Source organism: Alicyclobacillus hesperidum, assembly GCF_900107035.1.
In the GTDB taxonomy this organism is placed as follows: domain Bacteria; phylum Bacillota; class Bacilli; order Alicyclobacillales; family Alicyclobacillaceae; genus Alicyclobacillus; species Alicyclobacillus hesperidum.
In genome coordinates this window covers 173,669-193,933 of the sequence record NZ_FNOJ01000002.1, presented here as the reverse complement: position 1 = coordinate 193,933, position 20,265 = coordinate 173,669, and the positions used below count along the sequence as shown (strand labels likewise).

Here is a 20,265-nt window from a genome sequence, read left to right as displayed (position 1 = left end):
TTACGCAACGGACGGCAGAGCCAACTTTAATGGCGATTCTCGATTCTGTTCCTATCATGTCAGCGCTGTGGTTCCTTCCGAAGCTTAATTGACAGCTCGGACTGGGCTCGGCATAGTGCGCATGTCGCCTTGCTGTTGGAGTCGCAGGTGCCAACCGAATGCTTCGTCCAATGCATGAGGAGTATTTCCGCTGTGACTTTCAGCGTGTCGTACATAGTCCCGAAGGGCATCTTGGTAATCCGGATGCGCTATATGGTCGATGATTGCGCGAGCGCGTTGACGTGGAGCGAGACCGCGCAGATCCGCGATTCCGCGCTCTGTGACGATGACGTCCACATCGTGTTCCGGGTGGTCGACGTGTGTTACGAACGGAATTACGCTCGAGATTCTACCATCTTTGGCTGTCGACTTCGTGACGAAGATGGATAGTGCCGCGTTGCGCGCAAAGTCACCCGATCCGCCCACTCCATTCATCATGTGTGTTCCTGAAACGTGTGTGGAGTTGACATTGCCATAGAGATCGACTTCGAGTGCGCCGTTGATGGCGATCACGCCAAGACGGCGAACGATTTCGGGGTGGTTTGAGATCTCCTGTGGGCGAAGCACGACTTTTTCTCGATACTCGCCGAGACGTGATAGAACATGCCGACGCATGGCCTGTGAAAGTGTAAAAGAACAACTGGATGCAAAACGGACTTTACCAGCATCCAATAATTCGAAGGCGGCGTCCTGCATCACTTCTGTATAAATTTCCAAATCATGAAAAGGGCCTTGCACAAGTCCACTTAAAACGGCGTTTGCCACTGAGCCAATCCCACTTTGCAGTGGTCCAATATTTTTGGGAAGACGCCCGCGGTTTACTTCATGCGAAAGAAACTCGAGTATGTGGCCAGCCATCGCAGCCGTTTCCGCGTCGGGTGCAGAGACATTGGAAGGTGTATCTTGTGCTGTGGTTAGAATCACAGCGGCAATTTTGTCGGGAGGGCACGGTATATATGTAGTCCCAATACGATCGCGAACATTGACCAACGGGATCGGTTGCCGATTCGGACGTGCAGTTGGCAGATAAATGTCATGTACACCCTCAAGCTCTAACGGGAGAGAGAGGTTGATCTCGACGATAACCCTTTTGGCCTTTTCGACAAAGATGGGACTGTTACCAACAGAAGTCGTTGGGATGATTCCACCATTCTCCGTAATCGCTGTTGCCTCAATGATGGCAAAATCAATGTCTCCGAGCCAACCACTGCGTATCCACTCGGCAGTTTCGCTGAGATGTTGGTCGATATATGAAATTTCCCCGAGATTAATACTTTTCCTAAGATCTGGATCTGATTGAAATGGTAGTCGCATACCGAGTAAGCCACGGCTGGCCAGAATGCCATCGGTTTCACCAAGGGAAGCACCTGAAAGTAGATTGATCTTTATAGGTTCACCGGTCTTATCTTTTCGTCGTGCCAGTGCCTGTAAAGTGGCTTTTGCATCTCCTGATTTCGTGAATCCACTCACGGCGATGGTCATACCGTTTTGAATCCAACTTTGCACTTCGTCGGCGGTGCAAACCCGAGAGCGCAAGGCTACATTTCGAATTCGTTGTTCTAGCATGGTGTCCACCTCTTTATGCAATCGGGCCATGAAAATGGCAAATGGGCAGTCGCATGAAAGCGGATACGTCGCGTCTGATACAAACATAGACGGATTTTTTGTGTCATGCATTGGTTTTTTGATAAACGACGACTATTGCGGACAAAACCATACGATGTGCGATGAATCGTGAGTAATAGCAAGAAGACGGGTAGCCGATCTTTTTGCTACCCGCCAATCGTGAGGGCCATATGCGTCTTGATTAAAAGCCGAGGGTTTGTCGCACGTGGTGGACATAACTCTGTGATACACGCAACTGTTTCGAAAGCGGTGGGCGGAGCGTGATCAGTAGGCTCGAGTGGAAATCGCGCTCCATCTTTTCGATCCAAGCAATTTGAACCAGGTACGAACGGTGGATACGCAAAAATTTTGCGAAAGGTAGCCGGCGCTCAAGCGTCTGTAAGGTCAAGCGCGTGCTATATGCACCATCCGCCGTGTATAGCCAGGTGCGCTTTTCGTAGCTTTCAATCCAGGCAATTTCATCTATGGAAAGAGGGCGCCACACTTCACCTTGTTGTCCAACGACAAAATCGAATTGAGATGGACGTTCCTTCGTTTCTGGTGGCAAAATCACCGTCAATGCCATGTTGTGACCAGGTTGAGCGCGTAACGGATATCCAAGACCATGATATGGGATACCGTAAACCGATGCGTCCACGTCTGTTTCCACGCGCTTACCTATCTGAAATACGCGATTCGCCACACTCTCGGGGTGGACTGGATCACCGGGGCGCAAGTGCAAATCATATCCTCCGGCACGATAAAAAATGTAACGTTCTTCATCCGCGATGGCGATGGACGCTTCGGATGGAACCCATTCCTCTAAAACCTGCGGCAAGTCATGCAGGATGGGTAAGTGGTTCATGGGTATACCCCCTTTATCGCTTAGGGTCTAGGAACAGTCTAGCACGTCGAGTTCCGAGAGTGACAAAGGAAGGTTGATAGCCCTTCATCAAATGACCGTGAACTTGCATGTTCAACTCTATACCAGCATAGAACGGAAGTGCCAAACCACTGTACAGGTGCTGGTTGACATGGTCACTTGTCAGCACCGGTGCTAAGTCAATCGCCATGAAGGGGGAAGGTACATGCCGAAGCGGGTTCTCATTCTAACCGGTGACGCGGTTGAGGCTTTGGAGGTTTACTATCCGTACTATCGTCTTTTGGAAGGGGGCGTGGAAGCGGTCATTGCAGCGCCGACGAAAAAGACGCTGCACACGGTCGTCCACGATTTCACCGATTGGGAGACGTATACCGAGAAACCGGGATACTTGTTGCAGGCAGACATGGCATTTGCCGACGTCCAGCCGGAATCATTTGACGGCATCATCATTCCTGGTGGCCGGGCGCCCGAGTACATTCGTCTGAACGAGCACATTCCACGCATTCTAAACCACTTTCTGATGGCCAACAAACCAATTGGGGCCATCTGTCACGCGGCGCAAGTGCTTGAAGTTGTACGTGAACAATTGCAAGGGCGTACCCTGACAGCCTACATTGCTTGTAAACCGTCTGTGGAAGCGATGGGGGCTCATTATGCAACACAAACCCTATATGTTGATGGGAACTTGGTATCGGGACATGCGTGGCCTGACTTGCCAGGGTTCATGCGAGAATTTATGAAACTGTTACAGGGATAACAAGCTTTCAGACACGTAACGGGAGCGTGCATCGTGCGCTCCCGTTACGTGTTTTGTGGTTTTTCACTTCGTCAAGATGAAATGGAACGTCTGGACCCTGGTACCACCGGGTTATCAATTCGAGCTTGCTTATCTGGATGGTGGAAAAAGAGAACCGCCAGTACCGATGTTGCCGCCAAAGCCGCCATCAGCCAAAAAGCGCTGTTGAAGCTCCCTGTGGCATTGACGATCGCGCCAGTAATGACAGGGGCGAGAAAGCCCGCAATTGCGAAAAACGTATCCATGACGCCAAGTGCGGTACCTGTTCGATCGCGCATCATATCGACGTTGATCGCGTAGAACGTCGAGTTGGCACTCATGCCAAATCCAACAGCGAGTGTGATAAAGATAATCGCGATCGTAAAATTATGTGTCAACGTGAGGGGTACCACGCACAGGGCTGACAGGAGTTGTGATATCCAAATTGGGTACGATCTCGCAAGACGCAAGCTACCTGTGCGTTTCAGAATACCGTCCGATAAATAGCCGACGAGCCACAGCAGGATGGTTGCCAATGCCCAGGGCAGGACAGAGAATAGACCTACCGACTTCAAATTGAGATGGTATTGCTTTTCAAAGTACGACGGAAGCCAGGTCATAAAGAAAAAGAGATAATAGCCAAAGACGAAGAATGACCAGTTGTTCGCCATCAGTGTACGATTGGCCAGCAAATACTTCCACAACGATCCGGATGGCAGGCGATGGGCTTGTGCCTTGCGCATGTCGGCGGATTGAACGCTGCGGTCGATTGTATCTGTGCCACGAATATGCCGCAGCTCGGCATCATTGACACGCTTGCTGTGCTCTGGGAAATCGCGGAACAGAAAATACCAAATCGGTACCCAGATGAGGCCGATGACGCCGAGGATGATGAACATCCCGCGCCACGATGTGCCAAGGATGAGTGCCGTTGCAACCGGCCCCCCGATGGCGAGTGCCAGCGGAACGGCGACCAATGAATTTGACAGGGCAATTGCGCGTTCGCGACTGGACAACCAGTCGCCTACGGCCCGGTTGACCGCCGGGAAGTTCGGGCCTTCTGCGACGCCTAGCAGGATACGCATCAAGAAGATCATAGCAAAGCCGACAGCCGCACCAGTCAAGCCAATGGATAAGGTCCACAGGAGCGATGCCCAGAACAGAGCTCGTCGGGCACCAACGTGATCGACCCAAATGCCGCCGAAGAAGGTTGTTATCATGTAGCCGACGCCGAACGCACCAAGAATGAGGCCCGTTTGATCCGCATTCAGATGAAGCACTTTGGAAATGTCGGAAATGGCGTAGGAGATGGCGGATCGATCAATGTAGTTGACGACCGTGATGAAAAAGAGTAGTGCGATGATAACCCAGCGAAAACGAGATCGCATCGCGTGTTTCCCTCCTTTGTTGTTTTGTATGTCGAAGTAGTTAGGAAATCGGTTTCATTTTAAGTCCAGGACAGGCCTGGAGACAAGTCCTGCTCATAAGATGTTAGCGAGTGCGGCGTCAAGATAAGGAAAGGCAAACTGAAAGTGGAGGGCCTCAGCCTTTGCAGGGAGAACGCGCTGTCCTGTCAACACCAATTGGGCTCGTTGACCAAGGGCCAACCGAAGAATGGGGGCCGGGATTGACAACAAGTGTGGACGGTGCAGTTGTCGCGCGATCGCACGGGTGAAATCGCGCATTTGCACTGGATGTGGTGCCGTCGCGTTGATTGGACCAGTGATGCGGTCGTCTCGTAGACACCATTCGATGAGGGCACTTGCGTCCGCTACATGGATCCACGATACCCATTGCCGGCCGTTGCCAACGGTTCCGCCCAAGCCGATGCGAAAAAGCGGCAAGAGCGAAGAAAGGGCGCCGCCGTCCTTACCTAGCACCATGCCCAAGCGAATGCAGACAACGCGCGTACGCTGATGGACAGGCTGCGCCGCCTGTTCCCATCGGGTGCATACGGTAGCCAGAAAATCGTCCCCTGGCGCATCGTCTTCTGTGAATGTGTCGTCGAATGAGGTGCCGTAGTAACCGATAGCTGACGCTTGTACATATGCACGAGGGGGCTGCGGTGCCTGGGAGATGGCTGTTACGACCGCTTTGGAGGTCGCAATGCGCGATGTGAGGATCTCGTTGCGGTCGTGCGCTGACCAGCGTCCGCGGTTAAGCGAGGCCCCTGCCAGATTGACGATGGCGTACGCTTGGTCCTCGTCGGAGGATGTGTTTAGATTCTGTGTAGCGTTGATCTTGCAAGCGGCAAGTAGACGTTCCACGGTATAGGGCCGCCGCACGACAGTTACTTGATGTCCTGCGAGCCCTAGGTGTTTGCATAAATGACTGCCAATAAAGCCCGATCCGCCGATGGCGACGATGCGCACGTGGTATCCCTCCGGAAGTGTGGATTGGGCTTATCATAGCAGAATATGACGCCTTGTTTTGATGCAGACATAACTTCCCGACTCCCTCGTGACTTTGCCATACCTAGTCCTGCAGGGGTATAGTCATGAAGGTAGTTCTTCACGAGGTGGGGACCTTCATGACGCAACCAATCAAGATAGCACATGCATTTAGCAACTTGGTTCGAGAAGTGCGCAAACAACATGTTGGCAAAGGTCCAGAGCACATTACTACACGCTTTGTCGGTCCTTGGGCGATTTGCGAACTGAGAGGCAATCTGACAAGCGTCGAGAAGTTCGCAGTCAGGTCGGAAGAGGGACGTCGGCTTGTCCGCGAATTGCGAACGACGTTTATCAAGGAAATTTACAAAGATGAAAAAGTAAAGTCACACGTCGAGCAGTTGGTCGGGGCGTCGCTCGTCACGCTGTTCTGTGATTTTGATGTCGATCTCGACATGGCCGTAACGGTCTACGTATTTGATCGAGCACTTGGACTCGACTCGCCGTCCTGAGTGTGATAAATTGATCCTATCAACAGAATCTCTATGTGGATTGGTCTAAAAGTACCGCTTGTGCTTTTTGCTACTCCACCGAAATTCAAGCCTGCTTTGGCGTGGATTTTGGTGGAGTTTTTATTTTTGTTGCACAGAAATCTGGGTTTCTATGTTGGAGGGGTCACCGTGGCGCAATCGCTGGATACAGGTGTCTGCACGGTCGAGATTGACGGACGAGCTATCGAAGCGAAGACGGACAAAACGATTTTGCAGGCGATGATGGACGCTGGCATCGAACACCCACACGTTTGTTATCACGAGCAACTTGGACCGATTCAAACGTGTGACACGTGTATGGTGGAAGTCGACGGCGAATTGGTGAGGGCCTGTGCTACCGCGGTCAGGGCGGGCATGCGCGTATTAACATCGAGCGCGTTAGCCAGATCAGCGCGTACAGAAGCGATGGATCGGATACTGGAGAACCACATGCTGTACTGTACGGTCTGCGATAACAACAACGGAAATTGTGTGCTGCATAACACAGCGGAGTTGATGCGCATTGAGCATCAGGCTTATCCGTATCGACCAAAAGGGTACGAGAAAGATCTTTCAAATCCATTTTATCGTTACGATCCAGATCAATGCATCTTATGCGGGCGTTGTGTAGAGGCGTGCCAAAACTTGCAGGTTAACGAGACGTTGTCTATCGACTGGGAGCGCGAGATGCCGCGCGTCATTTGGGATGAGGATGTTCCCATCGACCAATCCTCCTGTGTATCGTGTGGCCATTGTGTGACTGTGTGTCCGACCAATGCGCTCATGGAACAGTCGATGCTTGGCAAAGCAGGCTACTTATCAGGCATCCCGGATCGCGTTTTGTCGCCTATGATTGATTTGATCAAAGCGGTTGAACCAGGCTATGGTGGCATTTTTGCGATCTCAGAAATGGAATCTGCCATGCGGGAACAGCGGATCCGCAAGACCAAGACCGTTTGCACATTCTGCGGGGTCGGTTGCTCCTTTGATGTGTGGACGAAGGGGCGCGATATCTTGAAGGTGGAGCCGAGCATCGATGCTCCTGTAAATGGTATATCCACGTGTGTGAAAGGAAAATTTGGCTGGGATTTTGTCAATAGCAGAGAGCGCCTTACAAAACCGCTTATTCGGCGGGGAGACAGCTTCTACGAGGCCAGTTGGGATGAGGCCTTGGATCTGATCGCGAGCAAGTTTCGGAAGGTTCGCGATGAATTCGGCCCCGACGCACTTGGTTTTATATCGTCTTCCAAGGTCACCAATGAGGAAAATTACTTGATGCAGAAACTTGCGCGAGCCGTGATCGGCACAAACAATATCGACAACTGTTCGCGCTATTGCCAGTCGCCAGCGACTGACGGGCTCCTGCGCACCGTGGGCTTGGCGGGAGACTCGGGGACAATTGACGATATCGCAAGAGCAGGTCTTGTCATCATCGTCGGGGCCAATCCGGCAGAAGCACATCCCGTGTTGGCGACGAGAGTCAAACGCGCACACAAGCTGCATGGGCAACAATTGATAGTGGTAGATTTGCGTCGCCACGAGATGGCCGATCGCGCTGATTTATTCGTTCGCCCTAACCCCGGTACGGATCACGTCTGGTTGTCGGCTATCACGCGCTACATCATAGACGAAGGGTGGCACGACGAAGCGTTTATCCGCAATCGCGTCGACGGCTTTGAAGCGTATGTGGAATCTCTCCGCGACTATACCTTGCAATACGCGGAACAAGTTACAGGGATTCCAGTTCCGACTTTGATACGGATGGCTGAGATGATTCGTGATGCGGACGGCGTCGCCATTCTGTGGGCTATGGGCGTCACACAACAGCGCGGGGGCAGCGAGACCAGCGCGGCGATCAGTGACCTCCTTCTCGTAACCGGAAACTATGGGCGTCCGGGGGCAGGGGCCTTCCCTTTACGCGGTCATAACAACGTGCAAGGGGCATGCGATTTTGGGACATTGCCAAATTGGTTACCCGGGTATCAACTCGTCAGCGATGCGGCTGCCCGCAAGCGGTTAGGCGCCGTGTGGGGAGTGGAATTACCGGAGCGGCCTGGCATGGATAATCAGGCGATGCTCGATGCGATTGTGCGCGGCGAGTTGCGTGCCATGTACCTGATGGGCGAGGAGATGGCGTGGGTTGATGCGAACGCCAACCACGTGCATGCGGCGCTAAGTCAGCTCGAATTCTTTGTCGTGCAGGACATCTTTTTATCAAAGACGGCACAATTTGCCGACGTCGTTTTGCCTGCAAGTCCCAGTCTAGAGAAAGAGGGAACATTTACAAACACTGAGCGGCGTGTGCAAAGACTTTATCAAGTGCTTCCACCTTTGGGGGACGCAAGACCAGACTGGCAAATCATTATGGACCTTGCGAATCGCCTTGGCGCTGACTGGGCATATGCACATCCATCGGACATCATGGCGGAGGCATCGTCGATCGCGCCGCTCTTTGCAGGGATTCAATACGACCGTCTGGAGGGTTACGCAAGCCAAATTTGGCCGGTAGCTGAAGATGGAACGAGTACGCCTTTGCTGTACAAAGATCGATTTGCGCACCCCAATGCCAGGGCCAAGTTGGCGCGAGCCAACTGGATTGTTCCGGACACGCCGGATGCCGTATACGACTTACATCTCAATAATGGGCGCTTGCTAGAACATTTTCACGAAGGGAACATGACCAACCAATCAGCAGGTCTCACGCATAAGGTGCCTGACACGTTTGTCGAGATCTCGCCGGAACTGGCTTCTGAACGAAACATTGAGGATGGTGCACTGGTGCGCTTGATATCGCCACATGGCCAGGTTGAGGTACGGGTCATGGTGACGGATCGCGTGTATGGAAAAGAGATCTATCTACCGATGAATACGGTAAGTGAACAGTCGGCTGTTAACTTGCTGACTGGTCCAGCGGTCGACTTGCGCACCCATACGCCTGCGTATAAGGAGACCTATGTGCGCTTGGAAGTCTTACAACGGCGCGGCCGACGCCCGCTGGACAAGCCACGTCCGCGTTACGGGAAGCGCCGCCCGCAACAGGGCGTGGAGGTTTGGCGCAAGTGGAAGCGCCCGGGTTATGTTTCTGTGGAGCGGCTGGTAAAGGAGAGAATGCAAGATGGCACAACCGATTCAAGCCGTTGAGCGCCCAACCATCAGTGAAGAGGAGAGCGTTGTGGAAGCACTGCGTCAGTTGCAGACTGATGTTGCTCGTCATGGACAGTCGCTGGCAGCGGCACTCACCATACTCGATGATCTCCAACAAAGTGGCCTCATGGATCTGGCACATGGCCTATTTGGTGCCAAACAGCAAATTGCAGAGATTGTTCTCGAACAAGTGAGGAAGCCTGGAGTTCTCGGTGCTATCAAAAATGCGATGACATGCATCGAACTGTTAGGCGGGCTCGATCCGCAAGTGGTACGCACCTTGACGCAGGCGTTGGCAGCAGGTGTTGGGGAAGGGCACAGGCGCCTCGCTAGTGGCAGGAAGGTAAGCTTCCTGGAGTTGGCGCGAACTTTGTCCAAGCCCGACGTCAATCGCGCTGTTGCGTTTTTGCTTGGGACACTTGAAGGAATTGGACGCGGGCTCACCGTGGAAGGTCAGTGAGGAAGATCTTAGGCCTGAATTGATGTACGATGCATACGTGGGGTGGTATGTGAGCTGTCGGGGGATGGCATGATGACACGCCCCGCACCCTACAATTTTGTTTGCTTTGGAGGCGGAAGGACATGATTCAGGAAGTTGCCGATCTGTATCAACTGCTCGCAAACGTACACGCAAGCGTCGACAAGATGCTGGAAGGGTTATCGGATGACGATTGGCTGAAAAAGCCACAGCAAAACTTGAACAATATCGCCTCGATTGTCGAGCATACTGCGTTGGTCGAGCGCCGCTTCTTTGCGCAAGTTAAAGGAGAAGTTCCTGAGCTCGATGCGGGTGCTCCATTTCGAGCCGAGTCGTGGGATGTTCCCAAAATCAAGGCATTGTGGGCTGATAACCTGGAGTTTGCCAAACATGCACTTGAGGCTTTATCGGAAGCGGATCTTGCGCAGTTTGGGGCAAAACTCGGTATTGGCGAGGTCAACAAACGGCAACTCATCGCCTACACGGTTGCTCACACGGCCCATCATCGCGGTCAGATACCACTTGTGAAGAAACTTTTGGGGCTTTGATGTGTGTACTGCGGCCGGGGAAAATGCCGGCCGCAGTGTGTATATATACAGGTCTATGTATGGTTATTTTACGAAAGTTCAGACGAAATTCTTTGCCTTGACGAAAATGCAGTACGATCTTTACAAAACTATTCGCGAAAGTTTACAATGAGCTAGGTTTATCTGAACTATCCGCGTCTTCCGATGAAATTGGCGGATTGTGCGGAGAGTGAATTGTTAAATTAGTTTACAGATTGGTATGACGATTTTCTGGGAGGTACAAATGGTGCAGAAAAAGAAACGAGTTCTCATGTCTGCGGCTGCGGCGGCTGCTGTTGTTTTGGGGGTCGCTGGATGTGGAACGACCGGCGCTAGCAGCGCGTCCGGCAATTCAACGCCAGCCAATCAGAGCGCAACCAACACGGCGACAACAGGGGCAGCGAGCACGGCGACTGGCGGCGTGATCGAATTTGCGTTGCCGCCTGCTACAAATCTGACGTGGTTTTTGCCAATCTTCAATGCGGCAAACGACTCACTCTACAATTCACAGTTGGTCGATCAGCTCTATATTCCAATGTTACAGCTGAACAACGACTACTCAATCAACTGGAATAATTCGATAGCTCAGAAGATCACCTACAACAAACAAGGAACCGTGTACCATATTTTCATAAATCCGAAATGGAAATGGTCGAACGGGCAACCTGTAACATCGAAGGACGTTTTGTTTACTTGGAACGTCATTAAGGCGGCCTCCGCGAAAAACGCCCCAGCTCCTTGGCCGTTTGTAGGCGTCGGCACAGGCGATATTCCGGATGGCATCAAGAGCGTTCAGGCCACAGGGAAGTATGAGGTTACGATCACTTTGAAGCAACCGGCCAACCAACAGTGGTTTGAATACAACGGCATTGTCCAATTGACGCCGCTCCCGGCTTCCTATATGGATGTCAAGAGCAACATTGAGGATGAAATCAAGTACTTGGGTGCCAATGCAACCAACTTGATGTTTGACAAGGTTGTTGACGGTCCGTTTAAGCCGGTCAGCGCGAAGTCGAGCCAGGATTGGGTCATTGCGCCGAACCCCAGCTATGCCGGACATAAGAGCACGGTGAGCAAGATTGTCTTCCAGTACGAAGGTTCCAATGCTGCTGAATTCGCGGCTCTGCGCAGCGGTCAAATCAACGTTGGTTATCTGGATCAATCCCAGTTGGGATCTGAATCTGCGCTGACCTCGCTCGGTGACAGCATCACTCCAGAGTATCCGTTTGGTATCTTCTGGACGGAGATGAATATGTATTCGGGTGCACCACACGCGAGTGTCTTCGATCAACTGTATGTCCGTCAGGCACTGCAGATGAGCATCGACAATAACACGATTGCGAAGAGCATCTACAAAGGATTTGCTGAACCGCTGTCGGGCCCAATTCCGGGTACGCCGAGAACGCAGTTCTATGATCCGGCGGAAAACAACCTTTATCCGTACAACCCAACGAAGGCGAAGCAACTGCTCGAATCGCACGGTTGGAAGCTTGTCAATGGTGTGATGACGAAGGGTAATCAGAAGCTGAACCTGACGTTGATGTATGTGACGGGCAATCAGTCTTCGCTGGACGCAGCCGAGTTGATGCAACAGGACTGGGCGCAAATCGGGGTCAAAGTGTCGCTTAAGGGCGAGGAATTTATGACGTTCCTTTCGAAGACGAGCAACCCGAAAGACTACACGTGGGATCTAGCTACGGGTTCCGGTTGGGTATACAACGGACCGGGCTTCTATCCGTCCGGCGAAGGTTTGTTCAACACGGGTGCGCCTTCGGGCACTGGCTATAGCGATAAAGAGGAAGATGCTTTGATCAACGCTACCCACGTTCCGTATGCAACACAGCAAGAAACCATGCAGCACTTCTACCAATACGAAATGTACACGGCTAAGCAGTTGCCGTTCCTCTGGGGTGTCAATGTCGCAACCTTGGCTGTCGTGGCGCCGAACGTACACAACGTTCTACCGTACTACAACGGTGCAACTGGTGTTCCGGAAATGCAATACTGGACCGTTTCGAACAAATAATTGTACCACCGATTATGTGGTGCTATTGTGAAGATCCTCAGCCCGCCGAAATGGCGGGTTTTTTTAGCTTGGAAACTGATGTGCAGATTTTTGTTGTGTGTGTAACAATGTTATGTTACGATGATCTCGCACAGGAGATGGTGGTGTGGAACAGGAGTTGATCTCAAAAAAGGAGTTGCTCGATTTAACGGGGATTTCATATGGTCAATTGTACCGATGGAAGCGAAAGGACCTGATTCCAGAGGGATGGTTTATCCGCAAATCGACGTTTACAGGCCAGGAGACCTTTTTCCCGCGGGAAAAGATACTCAGCCGGATCGAGCAGATTAAGCAATTAAAGGACGATTTATCGCTCGATGAGCTTGCTCGCAGATTTTCTCCGGATCCGGCGGAGATCGCGCTCTGCGGTGAAGACATGGTGAAAAGGAGTATCGTGTCGGAGCAGGCGTGGCGCGTCTACCGGCTTGAGCATCCGAATACGAAGGTTTGCTCATTTCGGGACGTGGTGTTTGCAAGCGTTGTTCATCGCGCACTTGCAAGTGGAAATGTGGGTTTGGACGAAGCCCGAAATGCCTTGCGAACTCTGGAGCAGAGCATAACAATGTTTTCTGACTTTCGGATGCGGATTGCCTGTGTTCGTAAGCTCGGGGTGTCCGTCTGGGTGGTTCAAAGTGCGGATGGCCAGTTCGTCATCGATCCGGATGCAAAATTAGTGTTTGACGCGGATGTGAGCGAGTGCATTGAAGATGTCAAGCTAAGGTTATTGTGAGGGGGCGCAGCATGCAAACAGAGGCGGCTCATGATCTCCATTTGTCCGGCAATGGATCGGCTATGGGTGGTATCTATCGAATGGTACACCTTGAGGGTCTAAGCACCATTGACGGCGACTTAGTGTGCGAGCAATGTGTAGCGCACGGCGTTGTTCGAGTGCATGGCAATCTCCGAACCGAAACGGCTGCGTTTCATGGAAAGGCGGACGTTTTCGGCGATGTTGCGGCTGGTTCGGCCGACATCCATGGATCTATGCACATAAGTGGCCTTTGTCACGTGCAGAAGACGCTTCGCATGCATGGATCTTCTCGGCTGCAAAATGGGGTTCACGCAGAAGTCATCCACATACACGGACGCACGCACGTTGGGGCGGGATGTGTTGCGCGCGAGATTGAGGTGCGCGGAGTCGCTCAGTTGACAAAGGATGTACGGGCGGAACGCATCGACTGTAATGGTGTGCTTCGTTTAGGCGGCTTGTGTGAAGCTGAGGAATTTTTGTGTCGAGGACAGTTGCACAGTTCAGGACTTATCAACGCGGAAAAGATTTATATTCGTCTGCATGCTAAATCTGGAGTACAGGAAATTGGTTGTACGGATTTGCGCATCGAGCGGGGGCATGGCTTTTTTGCACGTCGACATAAATTGGTGGTCGATATGATCGAGGGCGACCATATTTATGTGGAGAATGTCGTCGCCAAACGAATTCGCGGCAATCGGATTACAGTTGGTCATGGCGTTTATGTGGAACGAGTTGAATATCGCGAGGAATTCAAGCGGCAACACGGTGCGAGGGTCGGCGAGATCGTGCAATTGTAAGTGTAGGCGACCATGTGTCCCGCGAAAGATGAATACAGGATGTGATTGCGATGCAGGCCGAACCGGTAAAAAATTGGCGCGTCATGGGTAGTTCCACCATAACCGGCGGATCGTATAACCATATTAGCGTGATGGGCGAAGCTGTTTCGACCGGCGATATGGAGTGCCAATCGTTGCGCGTCATGGGGATGTTTCAAACGCACGCCAATGTGCAGGTGGGATTCGCCAACATCATGGGGCAAATGGATGTTGGTGGCCAATTGCGTGGCCAGCGTGTTCGCGTCATGGGGGAATTGACCGTTCACGGCGACTGCGAAGTGGAGCAGTTTTTGTCGCGCGGCGCGTTTTCCATCGATGGCTTATTAAATGCAGGAACCATCGATGTGCGTCTGTACGGGCCTTGTCACGTTCGGGAGATTGGCTGTGGCTCGCTGCGCGTTTCTCTGAAAAAACCGTTTTTTGGACGTATGCGGCACGTGCTGACGGCGGACGTGATTGAGGGAGACGACGTGATGTTGACATACACGAAGGCGCATATCGTACGCGGAGACAGAATCCGCATCGGCCTTGGGTGCGACATCGACAAGATCGAGTATAAAACGGAGTATGCATGTCATCCTCGGGCGCACGTGGCATCTTGTGAGCAGCGTGGATCGTAGGTGTCGATGTGAAGGGAGAGTTTTGCATGAACAGTGAGCGATCGCGCCTGTGCCTTGTGATCGCGGGACTTCTGCTCGGCATTTTCGTTTCGGCCATGGACAATACAATTGTGGCCACCGCGACCGGAAACATTGTCGCCCATCTTGGTGGCTTGGACAAAATCGTCTGGATTACAGCTGCGTATATGTTGACCGAGATGTCAGGTATGCCGATTTTCGGAAAGCTTTCTGATATGTACGGGCGCAAGCGTTTTTTTGCATTTGGATTGATTGCCTTTCTGCTCGGTTCCATTCTTTGCGGCACTGCTCAGAACATGGATCAACTGGCGTTGTACCGCGCTATTCAAGGGGTTGGCGGTGGTGCATTGATGCCGATCGCGTTTACCATCATTTTCGACATCGTCCCACCGGAGCAATCGGGCAGATTTTCCGGGATGTTCGGAGCGGTGTTCGGCATTGCCAGCATTTTTGGTCCATTGTTGGGCGCCTATATCACGGAACACATGAGCTGGCGGTGGGTCTTTTATATCAACGTGCCGATTGGAATTGTCTCCTTTGTACTTGTCACCTTGGGTTATCACGAGTCGAAGCGACATGGCAAGCAGGTGATTGACTGGTTGGGCATCATCACGCTTGTGCCGGCAGTCGCGGCCTTTATGTTTGCTCTCGAATTTGGCGGTGCGGAGTATCCGTGGAACTCGCCCGAAATCATCGGTGGGTTTGTCGTGGCGATACTTCTGTTTGCTGTTTTCCTCGTCAATGAGCGGCGAGCTCGCGAACCGGTCGTTTCTTTTCACATGTTCCGCAAACGGGCTTTTGCGAGTAGCAACGTGGTTGGCATCTTAAGTGGCAGTGCCTACATTGTCGCGGTTGTCTACGTTCCTATCTATATCCAAGGGGTTCGCGGCGGATCGGCGATGACAGCTGGGCTAGAGTTGTTGCCGATGATGCTCGGGTCTTCGTTTACGGCGCCGTTTGCCGGGCAACTTGCGGGACGGACAACGTATCGAAATGTCTTGTGGCCGTTTTGTGTGCTTTTCTGTGCAGGTATCTACCTTCTCAGCCGCTTGGACGCCGCAACGCCAACTTGGCAGTTGTTGCTCGAGATGTTGATGGTGGGCTTTGGCATCGGGCCGTTTTTCTCGGTGATTGGTATGGCTGCAATGGGCGACTTTGATGCCCGGAATCGCGGTGCTGCTAGTTCGACGAACGCGTTTGTGCGCGAGTTGGGCATGGCGGTTGGCATCGTCATCTATGGCGTGGTGCAAAAGCATGCGTTTCAACGGGAAGTGGCCACTGCCTTTCATGCTGTGGGTATGTATTCCAGTCGTTTTCAAGGCATGGACCCGAGGGCTATCCTCACGCCTGCGACAAGAAGTCAGATTCCCGGTCCTGTTGTCGAGAAGCTAGCCCATGCGATGAATGCGTCCCTGCATACCACATTTCTTTGGGACCTGATTCCGGCTGGGGTGACCATGCTGGCCATCCTTTGGATGGGGAAATCTCGATTTCAAGGGGCGAATTCCTCGTATACCGAAAGTGTGGCCGCAAAGCCCGAACCGAATGGTTAATGGTCATTGATAATGCAGAGATAGGCTTAAAACTGATATACTCTACGTTAGTGCTTACTACATAACGTGAAGGGGTATTGAGGTATGGCAAAGATGCTCGTTTTTGGTCATAAAAATCCAGATACGGACGCCATTACGTCGGCAATTGTCTATGCACATTTAAAGGCGCAACTGGGCGAGGACGTCGAGGCGGTGCGACTAGGCAATCCCAACCCAGAGACGCAGTTCGTCCTGGATCATTTCGGCGTCGCTGCGCCGCGTTTCGTCGAGACTGTCGCCAACGAGGTCAAGCAGGTGATCTTGGTCGATCACAACGAGCGTCAACAGAGCGCTGCAGATATTGAACAGGTGGAGGTCGCCGAAGTGATTGACCACCACCGGATCGCCAACTTTGAGACGGCCAACCCACTATATTATCGTGCGGAACCGGTTGGTTGCACGGCGACCATCCTGAACAAGTTGTATAAAGAGCACGGGGTCGACGTGCCCAAGGAGATGGCGGGTCTGATGCTTTCCGCCATCGTCTCCGATACGTTGTTGCTTAAGTCGCCTACCTGCACGGAGCAAGATGTCACTGCAGCGCGGGAATTAGCAGCCAAGGCTGGTGTGCATCTGGAAGAGTATGGGCTGCAGATGCTTAAGGCAGGTGCGGACCTCAGTCAGAAAACTATCGCAGAACTTATTTCACTCGACGCGAAAGAATTTCAGATGGGTAGCTACAAGGTTGAGATCGCGCAAGTCAACGCGGTCGACGTGAACGACGTCCTTTCGCGCAAAGCAGAGTTGGAAGCGGCCTTGGAGAACGTGATTGCGGAAAAGGGACTGGATCTGTTCTTCTTCGTCGTCACCGACATTTTGAATAACGATTCGGTGGGCATCGCGCTCGGCAAGGCAGCCAATGCGGTCGAACAGGCCTATGGCGTGACATTGGTCGATCATCAAGCGCTTTTGAAGGGTGTCGTTTCGCGCAAGAAACAAATTGTACCGGTACTGACTGACGTCCTTTCGAAATGATGGTATGACGTTTTTGGCAATTGCATAGATTTGGCTTCAGGATGCGTTTGTGAGGTTTAAAGTGGAAACCTGCCGTACCCGTTTCTTTGGGTACGGCTTTTTTGTCGAGGTGACAATATGGCGGCTGTTTTACACGTGTTAAGTGACAGAACCCGCAACGGAGCGGTTCCATTGGTTCCGGCGCTTGCCGAGGCGGCCGCGGGTGGTGCGGACGTGCTGCAGGTGCGGGATAAAAAAGCACCCGCTTCCGTCACGTATGATCTGGTTCGAGAGCTGCGTGCGGCATTAGCCGACAGGGATTGCCATCCGCAACTGTTTGTCAATGACCGTGTCGATATCGCGATCGCGGCGGATCTGGATGGTGTGCATTTGGCAGCTAAGTCGCTTCCTGTGACAATCGTGCATGATGTTCGCGAGCGGCTCAACCTTTCCTTTTTCGTAGGGTGCTCTGTCCATGCCGTTGCTGAGGCCGTTGCGGCGGAACGCGCGGGTGCGGACTATGTCACGTTTGGCCACATCTTCCCGAGTGCATCTCATCCTGGGCTTCCACCACAGGGACTGCGCGCGTTGGCGCACGTAGTAGAGACTGTTTCGATACCGGTTATTGCTATCGGTGGCATCGATACGCACAACGTTCGCGATGTGCTGGCGACTGGGTGTAGCGGGATCGCAGTGATTGGTGCGGTACTGTCCGCCGACAGTCCTCGCGACGCGGCGGCGCGGCTGAAAGAGGCGATGGAGGATGCGAACGCAGAGCCAAAGGTTGCTTTCCCAACGATGACGATTGGTAGGGGGGATAGGTGATGACCGCTGGCTACGATGTGGTTGTCGTGGGGGGCGGTGCCATTGGCATGGCGAGTGCTTGGCGTCTAGCCCAGGCCGGCATGAAAGTGCTCGTCGTCGACAAAGGGCGTTTGGGTGGTGAGGCGTCCAGTGCCGCAGCAGGCATGCTCGGTGCACAACTGGAAGCGCATCGCGCAGGGTCGTTTTATGAACTCTGTCGCGAGAGCCGCGCCTTGTATCCTACTTATGTCGCAGAGTTACTGGAGTTCACGGGCATTGATGCACAACTCGTCCAAAACGGGATTTTGCAACTCGCGTACACAGAGGCGGACGCGACGTTACTTCACGAACGAGCGTATTGGCAGAGGCAGGCAGGTGATTCGGCTGTGTGGATGGACGCATCGGAGGTTCAAGCAGCAGAGCCGGTCATTCGCCCTGTGTACGGAGGATTATTCTTGCCGGACGACGGCAATGTAAGCGCGCCACGCCTGGTAAAAGCGTTGGCCAAAGCGGTTGGCATGAGCTGTGACGTGCGCGAGGGATCCCCTGTATCGGCCATTTCACCCGAGACTGGTGGAACCTTTGTGGTGACAACCGCAACGGATCGTTTCCATGCAGACAAGGTACTGCTTACGGCTGGTGCCTGGTCTTCCTCGTTGCTGCGACCCTTGGGCTATACCTGGGAGATTCAACCGGTGAAAGGGCAAATGCTGTCGATCCGCCCGCCGTTTGGGGTCTCCTTGCGGCGTACGGTCTACGTCGGCGGCACGTACCTTGTTCCAAAACGAGATGGCACAGTTGTTGTCGGAGCAACCGAGGAGCGTGACGCGGGTTTCAACCGCGATGTCACGATTGGAGGCATCTCGGCATTGAGCGAAGCCTTGCGCGAGATCGCACCAGGATTGAGCCATGCGGAATTTCTGCAGAGTTGGACCGGATTGCGCCCCGGTTCGCCCGACGGTGAACCACGCATCGGCGAGTTGCCAGGGCTGCCGGGACTCATGATTGCCATTGGTCACTTTCGCAATGGCATTTTACTCTCAGCCGTTACGGCGCAGATGGTGGCAGCGGCTGCCACAGGCCGGGGCTGGCCAGAGCGCTGGCAGCCGTTTCATGCTGCACAGACCGTGCAAATAGGGAGGTGATTCGCGTGCAAGTGATTGTCAATGGCCGGTTGATAGACGTGCCAACTGGGATCACGGTCGACGGACTGCTCATGCAGTTGAATCTAGCGGAGGAGCGCGTAGCCGTCGAACATAATCAACAGGTGCTCGATCGCGGCGCATTCGCACAAACCGTGCTCGTAGAAGGTGACGTGCTCGAAGTGGTGCGCTTTGTCGGTGGGGGCTAAGCAAGACGCTTGACATGATTAACATAAACAAAGGAGGCATATCGACGATGGACCAGCTGACGATTGCAGGCAAGTCGTTTCGATCACGATTGATGGTGGGCACAGGAAAGTATGCATCATTGCCACAGATGCGGGAGGCACTTATGGCTTCCGGTGCCGAAATTGTCACGGTTGCAGTGCGGCGTGTCAACTTGGATGCCCGCGAGGAGTCCATACTGTCCTATATCGATTTGCATCAATATACGCTTCTTCCTAATACGGCGGGCTGCCACACCGCCGAAGAGGCCATTCGCACGGCGCGCTTAGCGCGCGCTGCCGGGTTGTCGAACTGGGTGAAGCTCGAGGTCATCCCGAATGACGGTACCCTACTGCCTGATCCGATTGCAACGGTGGAGGCGGCGGAACAACTGGTAAAGGAGGGGTTCGTGGTCCTGCCGTACACGACAGACGATCACACAGTGGCACGTCGCCTGCTGGATGTGGGCTGTGCCACCATCATGCCTTTTGCTTCCGCCATTGGCACCGGGCAAGGACTCCAAAGTCTCGAGCGTATTGCGCGAATCGTGGATGTAGTCGCAAGGCGCGTCCCGGTCGTCGTCGACGCGGGCATCGGTGCCCCGTCGGATGCGGCACTTGCCATGGAAACGGGTGCAGATGCCGTATTGGTGAATACGGCCATTGCAAAGGCTGGCGATCCAATCGCCATGGCGCGCGCTATGGCGATGGCTGTGGAGGCGGGCTGGCTAGCGCGGCAGGCCGGCAGGATTCCACGTTCCGCCGTTGCATCACCGAGTAGCCCAGAGGTCGGACGAATCGGAGCTGATGCTACAGCCGTGCAATCGTGAAAGAAAGGATAAACTCACT

Annotated in this window: 19 protein-coding genes; 15 read left to right on the top strand and 4 right to left on the bottom strand. The window is 53.2% G+C overall.

All coding sequences use genetic code 11. The features are described from left to right. Positions 1-84: 84 nt before the first annotated feature. A complete protein-coding gene (locus tag BLU70_RS02125; RefSeq protein WP_074691552.1) occupies positions 85-1,605 on the bottom strand; it encodes a succinate CoA transferase in 1,521 nt (506 codons plus the stop codon). A gap of 241 nt (positions 1,606-1,846) precedes the next feature. Then, positions 1,847-2,509 carry a LytTR family DNA-binding domain-containing protein gene (locus BLU70_RS02120; protein WP_074691550.1) on the bottom strand — a complete coding sequence of 221 codons (663 nt, stop codon included), beginning with the start codon at positions 2,507-2,509 and terminating at the stop codon, positions 1,847-1,849. 223 nt (positions 2,510-2,732) lie between these two features. Here BLU70_RS02120 and BLU70_RS02115 point away from each other — a divergent pair, with 223 nt between their 5' ends. After that, on the top strand, positions 2,733-3,284 hold the full coding sequence (locus BLU70_RS02115) for a DJ-1/PfpI family protein (RefSeq protein ID WP_074691548.1): 552 nt from the start codon (positions 2,733-2,735) through the stop codon (positions 3,282-3,284). Positions 3,285-3,355: 71 nt separating this feature from the next. Here BLU70_RS02115 and BLU70_RS02110 read toward each other — a convergent pair whose 3' ends face one another. Next, positions 3,356-4,690: an MFS transporter gene (locus BLU70_RS02110; RefSeq protein ID WP_074691546.1), complete on the bottom strand. Its 1,335-nt coding sequence runs from the start codon at positions 4,688-4,690 to the stop codon at positions 3,356-3,358. 93 nt (positions 4,691-4,783) lie between these two features. Then, positions 4,784-5,674, bottom strand: coding sequence for a TIGR01777 family oxidoreductase (locus BLU70_RS02105; protein ID WP_006448279.1), 891 nt, complete (start codon positions 5,672-5,674; stop codon positions 4,784-4,786). 158 nt (positions 5,675-5,832) lie between these two features. On the opposite strand from BLU70_RS02105, the gene BLU70_RS02100 reads away from it, so the two are divergent. From BLU70_RS02100 to BLU70_RS02035, 14 genes are all read left to right on the top strand, one after another. After that, on the top strand, positions 5,833-6,204 hold the full coding sequence (locus BLU70_RS02100; RefSeq protein ID WP_040290914.1) for a Na-translocating system protein MpsC family protein: 372 nt from the start codon (positions 5,833-5,835) through the stop codon (positions 6,202-6,204). A gap of 180 nt (positions 6,205-6,384) precedes the next feature. Next, complete coding sequence (fdhF, locus tag BLU70_RS02095; protein WP_074691643.1) at positions 6,385-9,363, top strand: formate dehydrogenase subunit alpha; 2,979 nt, start codon at positions 6,385-6,387, stop codon at positions 9,361-9,363. After that, a complete protein-coding gene (locus tag BLU70_RS02090; RefSeq protein WP_074691542.1) occupies positions 9,338-9,826 on the top strand; it encodes a helical membrane plugin domain-containing protein in 489 nt (162 codons plus the stop codon). Before fdhF ends, BLU70_RS02090 begins: the two co-directional genes overlap by 26 nt. Positions 9,827-9,948: 122 nt before the next feature. Beyond that, complete coding sequence (locus BLU70_RS02085) at positions 9,949-10,392, top strand: DinB family protein (protein ID WP_074691540.1); 444 nt, start codon at positions 9,949-9,951, stop codon at positions 10,390-10,392. A 262-nt stretch (positions 10,393-10,654) separates the two neighbouring features. Beyond that, positions 10,655-12,436 (top strand): peptide ABC transporter substrate-binding protein, encoded by a 1,782-nt coding sequence (locus BLU70_RS02080; RefSeq protein WP_074691538.1) that lies wholly within the window; start codon positions 10,655-10,657, stop codon positions 12,434-12,436. Between the two features lie 145 nt (positions 12,437-12,581). Then, positions 12,582-13,205, top strand: a complete 624-nt coding sequence (locus tag BLU70_RS02075) for a YhbD family protein (protein WP_006448286.1) — start codon at positions 12,582-12,584, stop codon at positions 13,203-13,205. 11 nt (positions 13,206-13,216) lie between these two features. Next, a complete protein-coding gene (locus BLU70_RS02070) occupies positions 13,217-14,023 on the top strand; it encodes a bactofilin family protein (RefSeq protein ID WP_006448287.1) in 807 nt (268 codons plus the stop codon). Positions 14,024-14,073: 50 nt separating this feature from the next. Then, positions 14,074-14,682, top strand: a complete 609-nt coding sequence (locus tag BLU70_RS02065) for a hypothetical protein (RefSeq protein ID WP_052012441.1) — start codon at positions 14,074-14,076, stop codon at positions 14,680-14,682. 26 nt (positions 14,683-14,708) lie between these two features. Next, positions 14,709-16,253, top strand: coding sequence for an MDR family MFS transporter (locus BLU70_RS02060; RefSeq protein ID WP_074691536.1), 1,545 nt, complete (start codon positions 14,709-14,711; stop codon positions 16,251-16,253). A gap of 84 nt (positions 16,254-16,337) precedes the next feature. Continuing rightward, positions 16,338-17,267, top strand: a complete 930-nt coding sequence (locus BLU70_RS02055; protein ID WP_006448290.1) for a manganese-dependent inorganic pyrophosphatase — start codon at positions 16,338-16,340, stop codon at positions 17,265-17,267. Positions 17,268-17,384: 117 nt separating this feature from the next. Beyond that, the gene (gene thiE, locus BLU70_RS02050) at positions 17,385-18,071 is read left to right on the top strand and encodes a thiamine phosphate synthase (protein WP_040290918.1); all 687 of its coding nucleotides are present in this window, start codon (positions 17,385-17,387) and stop codon (positions 18,069-18,071) included. Continuing rightward, positions 18,071-19,195 (top strand): glycine oxidase ThiO, encoded by a 1,125-nt coding sequence (gene thiO / locus BLU70_RS02045; RefSeq protein WP_006448292.1) that lies wholly within the window; start codon positions 18,071-18,073, stop codon positions 19,193-19,195. Before thiE ends, thiO begins: the two co-directional genes overlap by 1 nt. A 5-nt stretch (positions 19,196-19,200) precedes the next feature. Then, a complete protein-coding gene (gene thiS / locus BLU70_RS02040; protein ID WP_040290920.1) occupies positions 19,201-19,401 on the top strand; it encodes a sulfur carrier protein ThiS in 201 nt (66 codons plus the stop codon). A 47-nt stretch (positions 19,402-19,448) separates the two neighbouring features. Further along, the gene (locus BLU70_RS02035) at positions 19,449-20,246 is read left to right on the top strand and encodes a thiazole synthase (RefSeq protein WP_040290921.1); all 798 of its coding nucleotides are present in this window, start codon (positions 19,449-19,451) and stop codon (positions 20,244-20,246) included. Positions 20,247-20,265 lie beyond the last annotated feature (19 nt).

What these genes read in the sequence shown, in the direction of transcription:
- thiO (WP_006448292.1), top strand. Translation starts at nt 18,071, where the DNA reads ATGACCGCTGGCTACGATGTGGTTGTCGTGGGGGGCGGTGCCATTGGC.
- BLU70_RS02125 (WP_074691552.1), bottom strand. Translation starts at nt 1,605, where the DNA reads ATGCTAGAACAACGAATTCGAAATGTAGCCTTGCGCTCTCGGGTTTGC.
- BLU70_RS02070 (WP_006448287.1), top strand. Translation starts at nt 13,217, where the DNA reads ATGCAAACAGAGGCGGCTCATGATCTCCATTTGTCCGGCAATGGATCG.
- BLU70_RS02115 (WP_074691548.1), top strand. Translation starts at nt 2,733, where the DNA reads ATGCCGAAGCGGGTTCTCATTCTAACCGGTGACGCGGTTGAGGCTTTG.
- thiE (WP_040290918.1), top strand. Translation starts at nt 17,385, where the DNA reads ATGGCGGCTGTTTTACACGTGTTAAGTGACAGAACCCGCAACGGAGCG.
- BLU70_RS02085 (WP_074691540.1), top strand. Translation starts at nt 9,949, where the DNA reads ATGATTCAGGAAGTTGCCGATCTGTATCAACTGCTCGCAAACGTACAC.
- BLU70_RS02065 (WP_052012441.1), top strand. Translation starts at nt 14,074, where the DNA reads ATGCAGGCCGAACCGGTAAAAAATTGGCGCGTCATGGGTAGTTCCACC.
- BLU70_RS02060 (WP_074691536.1), top strand. Translation starts at nt 14,709, where the DNA reads ATGAACAGTGAGCGATCGCGCCTGTGCCTTGTGATCGCGGGACTTCTG.
- BLU70_RS02055 (WP_006448290.1), top strand. Translation starts at nt 16,338, where the DNA reads ATGGCAAAGATGCTCGTTTTTGGTCATAAAAATCCAGATACGGACGCC.
- BLU70_RS02080 (WP_074691538.1), top strand. Translation starts at nt 10,655, where the DNA reads ATGGTGCAGAAAAAGAAACGAGTTCTCATGTCTGCGGCTGCGGCGGCT.
- BLU70_RS02090 (WP_074691542.1), top strand. Translation starts at nt 9,338, where the DNA reads ATGGCACAACCGATTCAAGCCGTTGAGCGCCCAACCATCAGTGAAGAG.
- BLU70_RS02100 (WP_040290914.1), top strand. Translation starts at nt 5,833, where the DNA reads ATGACGCAACCAATCAAGATAGCACATGCATTTAGCAACTTGGTTCGA.
- BLU70_RS02120 (WP_074691550.1), bottom strand. Translation starts at nt 2,509, where the DNA reads ATGAACCACTTACCCATCCTGCATGACTTGCCGCAGGTTTTAGAGGAA.
- BLU70_RS02110 (WP_074691546.1), bottom strand. Translation starts at nt 4,690, where the DNA reads ATGCGATCTCGTTTTCGCTGGGTTATCATCGCACTACTCTTTTTCATC.
- BLU70_RS02035 (WP_040290921.1), top strand. Translation starts at nt 19,449, where the DNA reads ATGGACCAGCTGACGATTGCAGGCAAGTCGTTTCGATCACGATTGATG.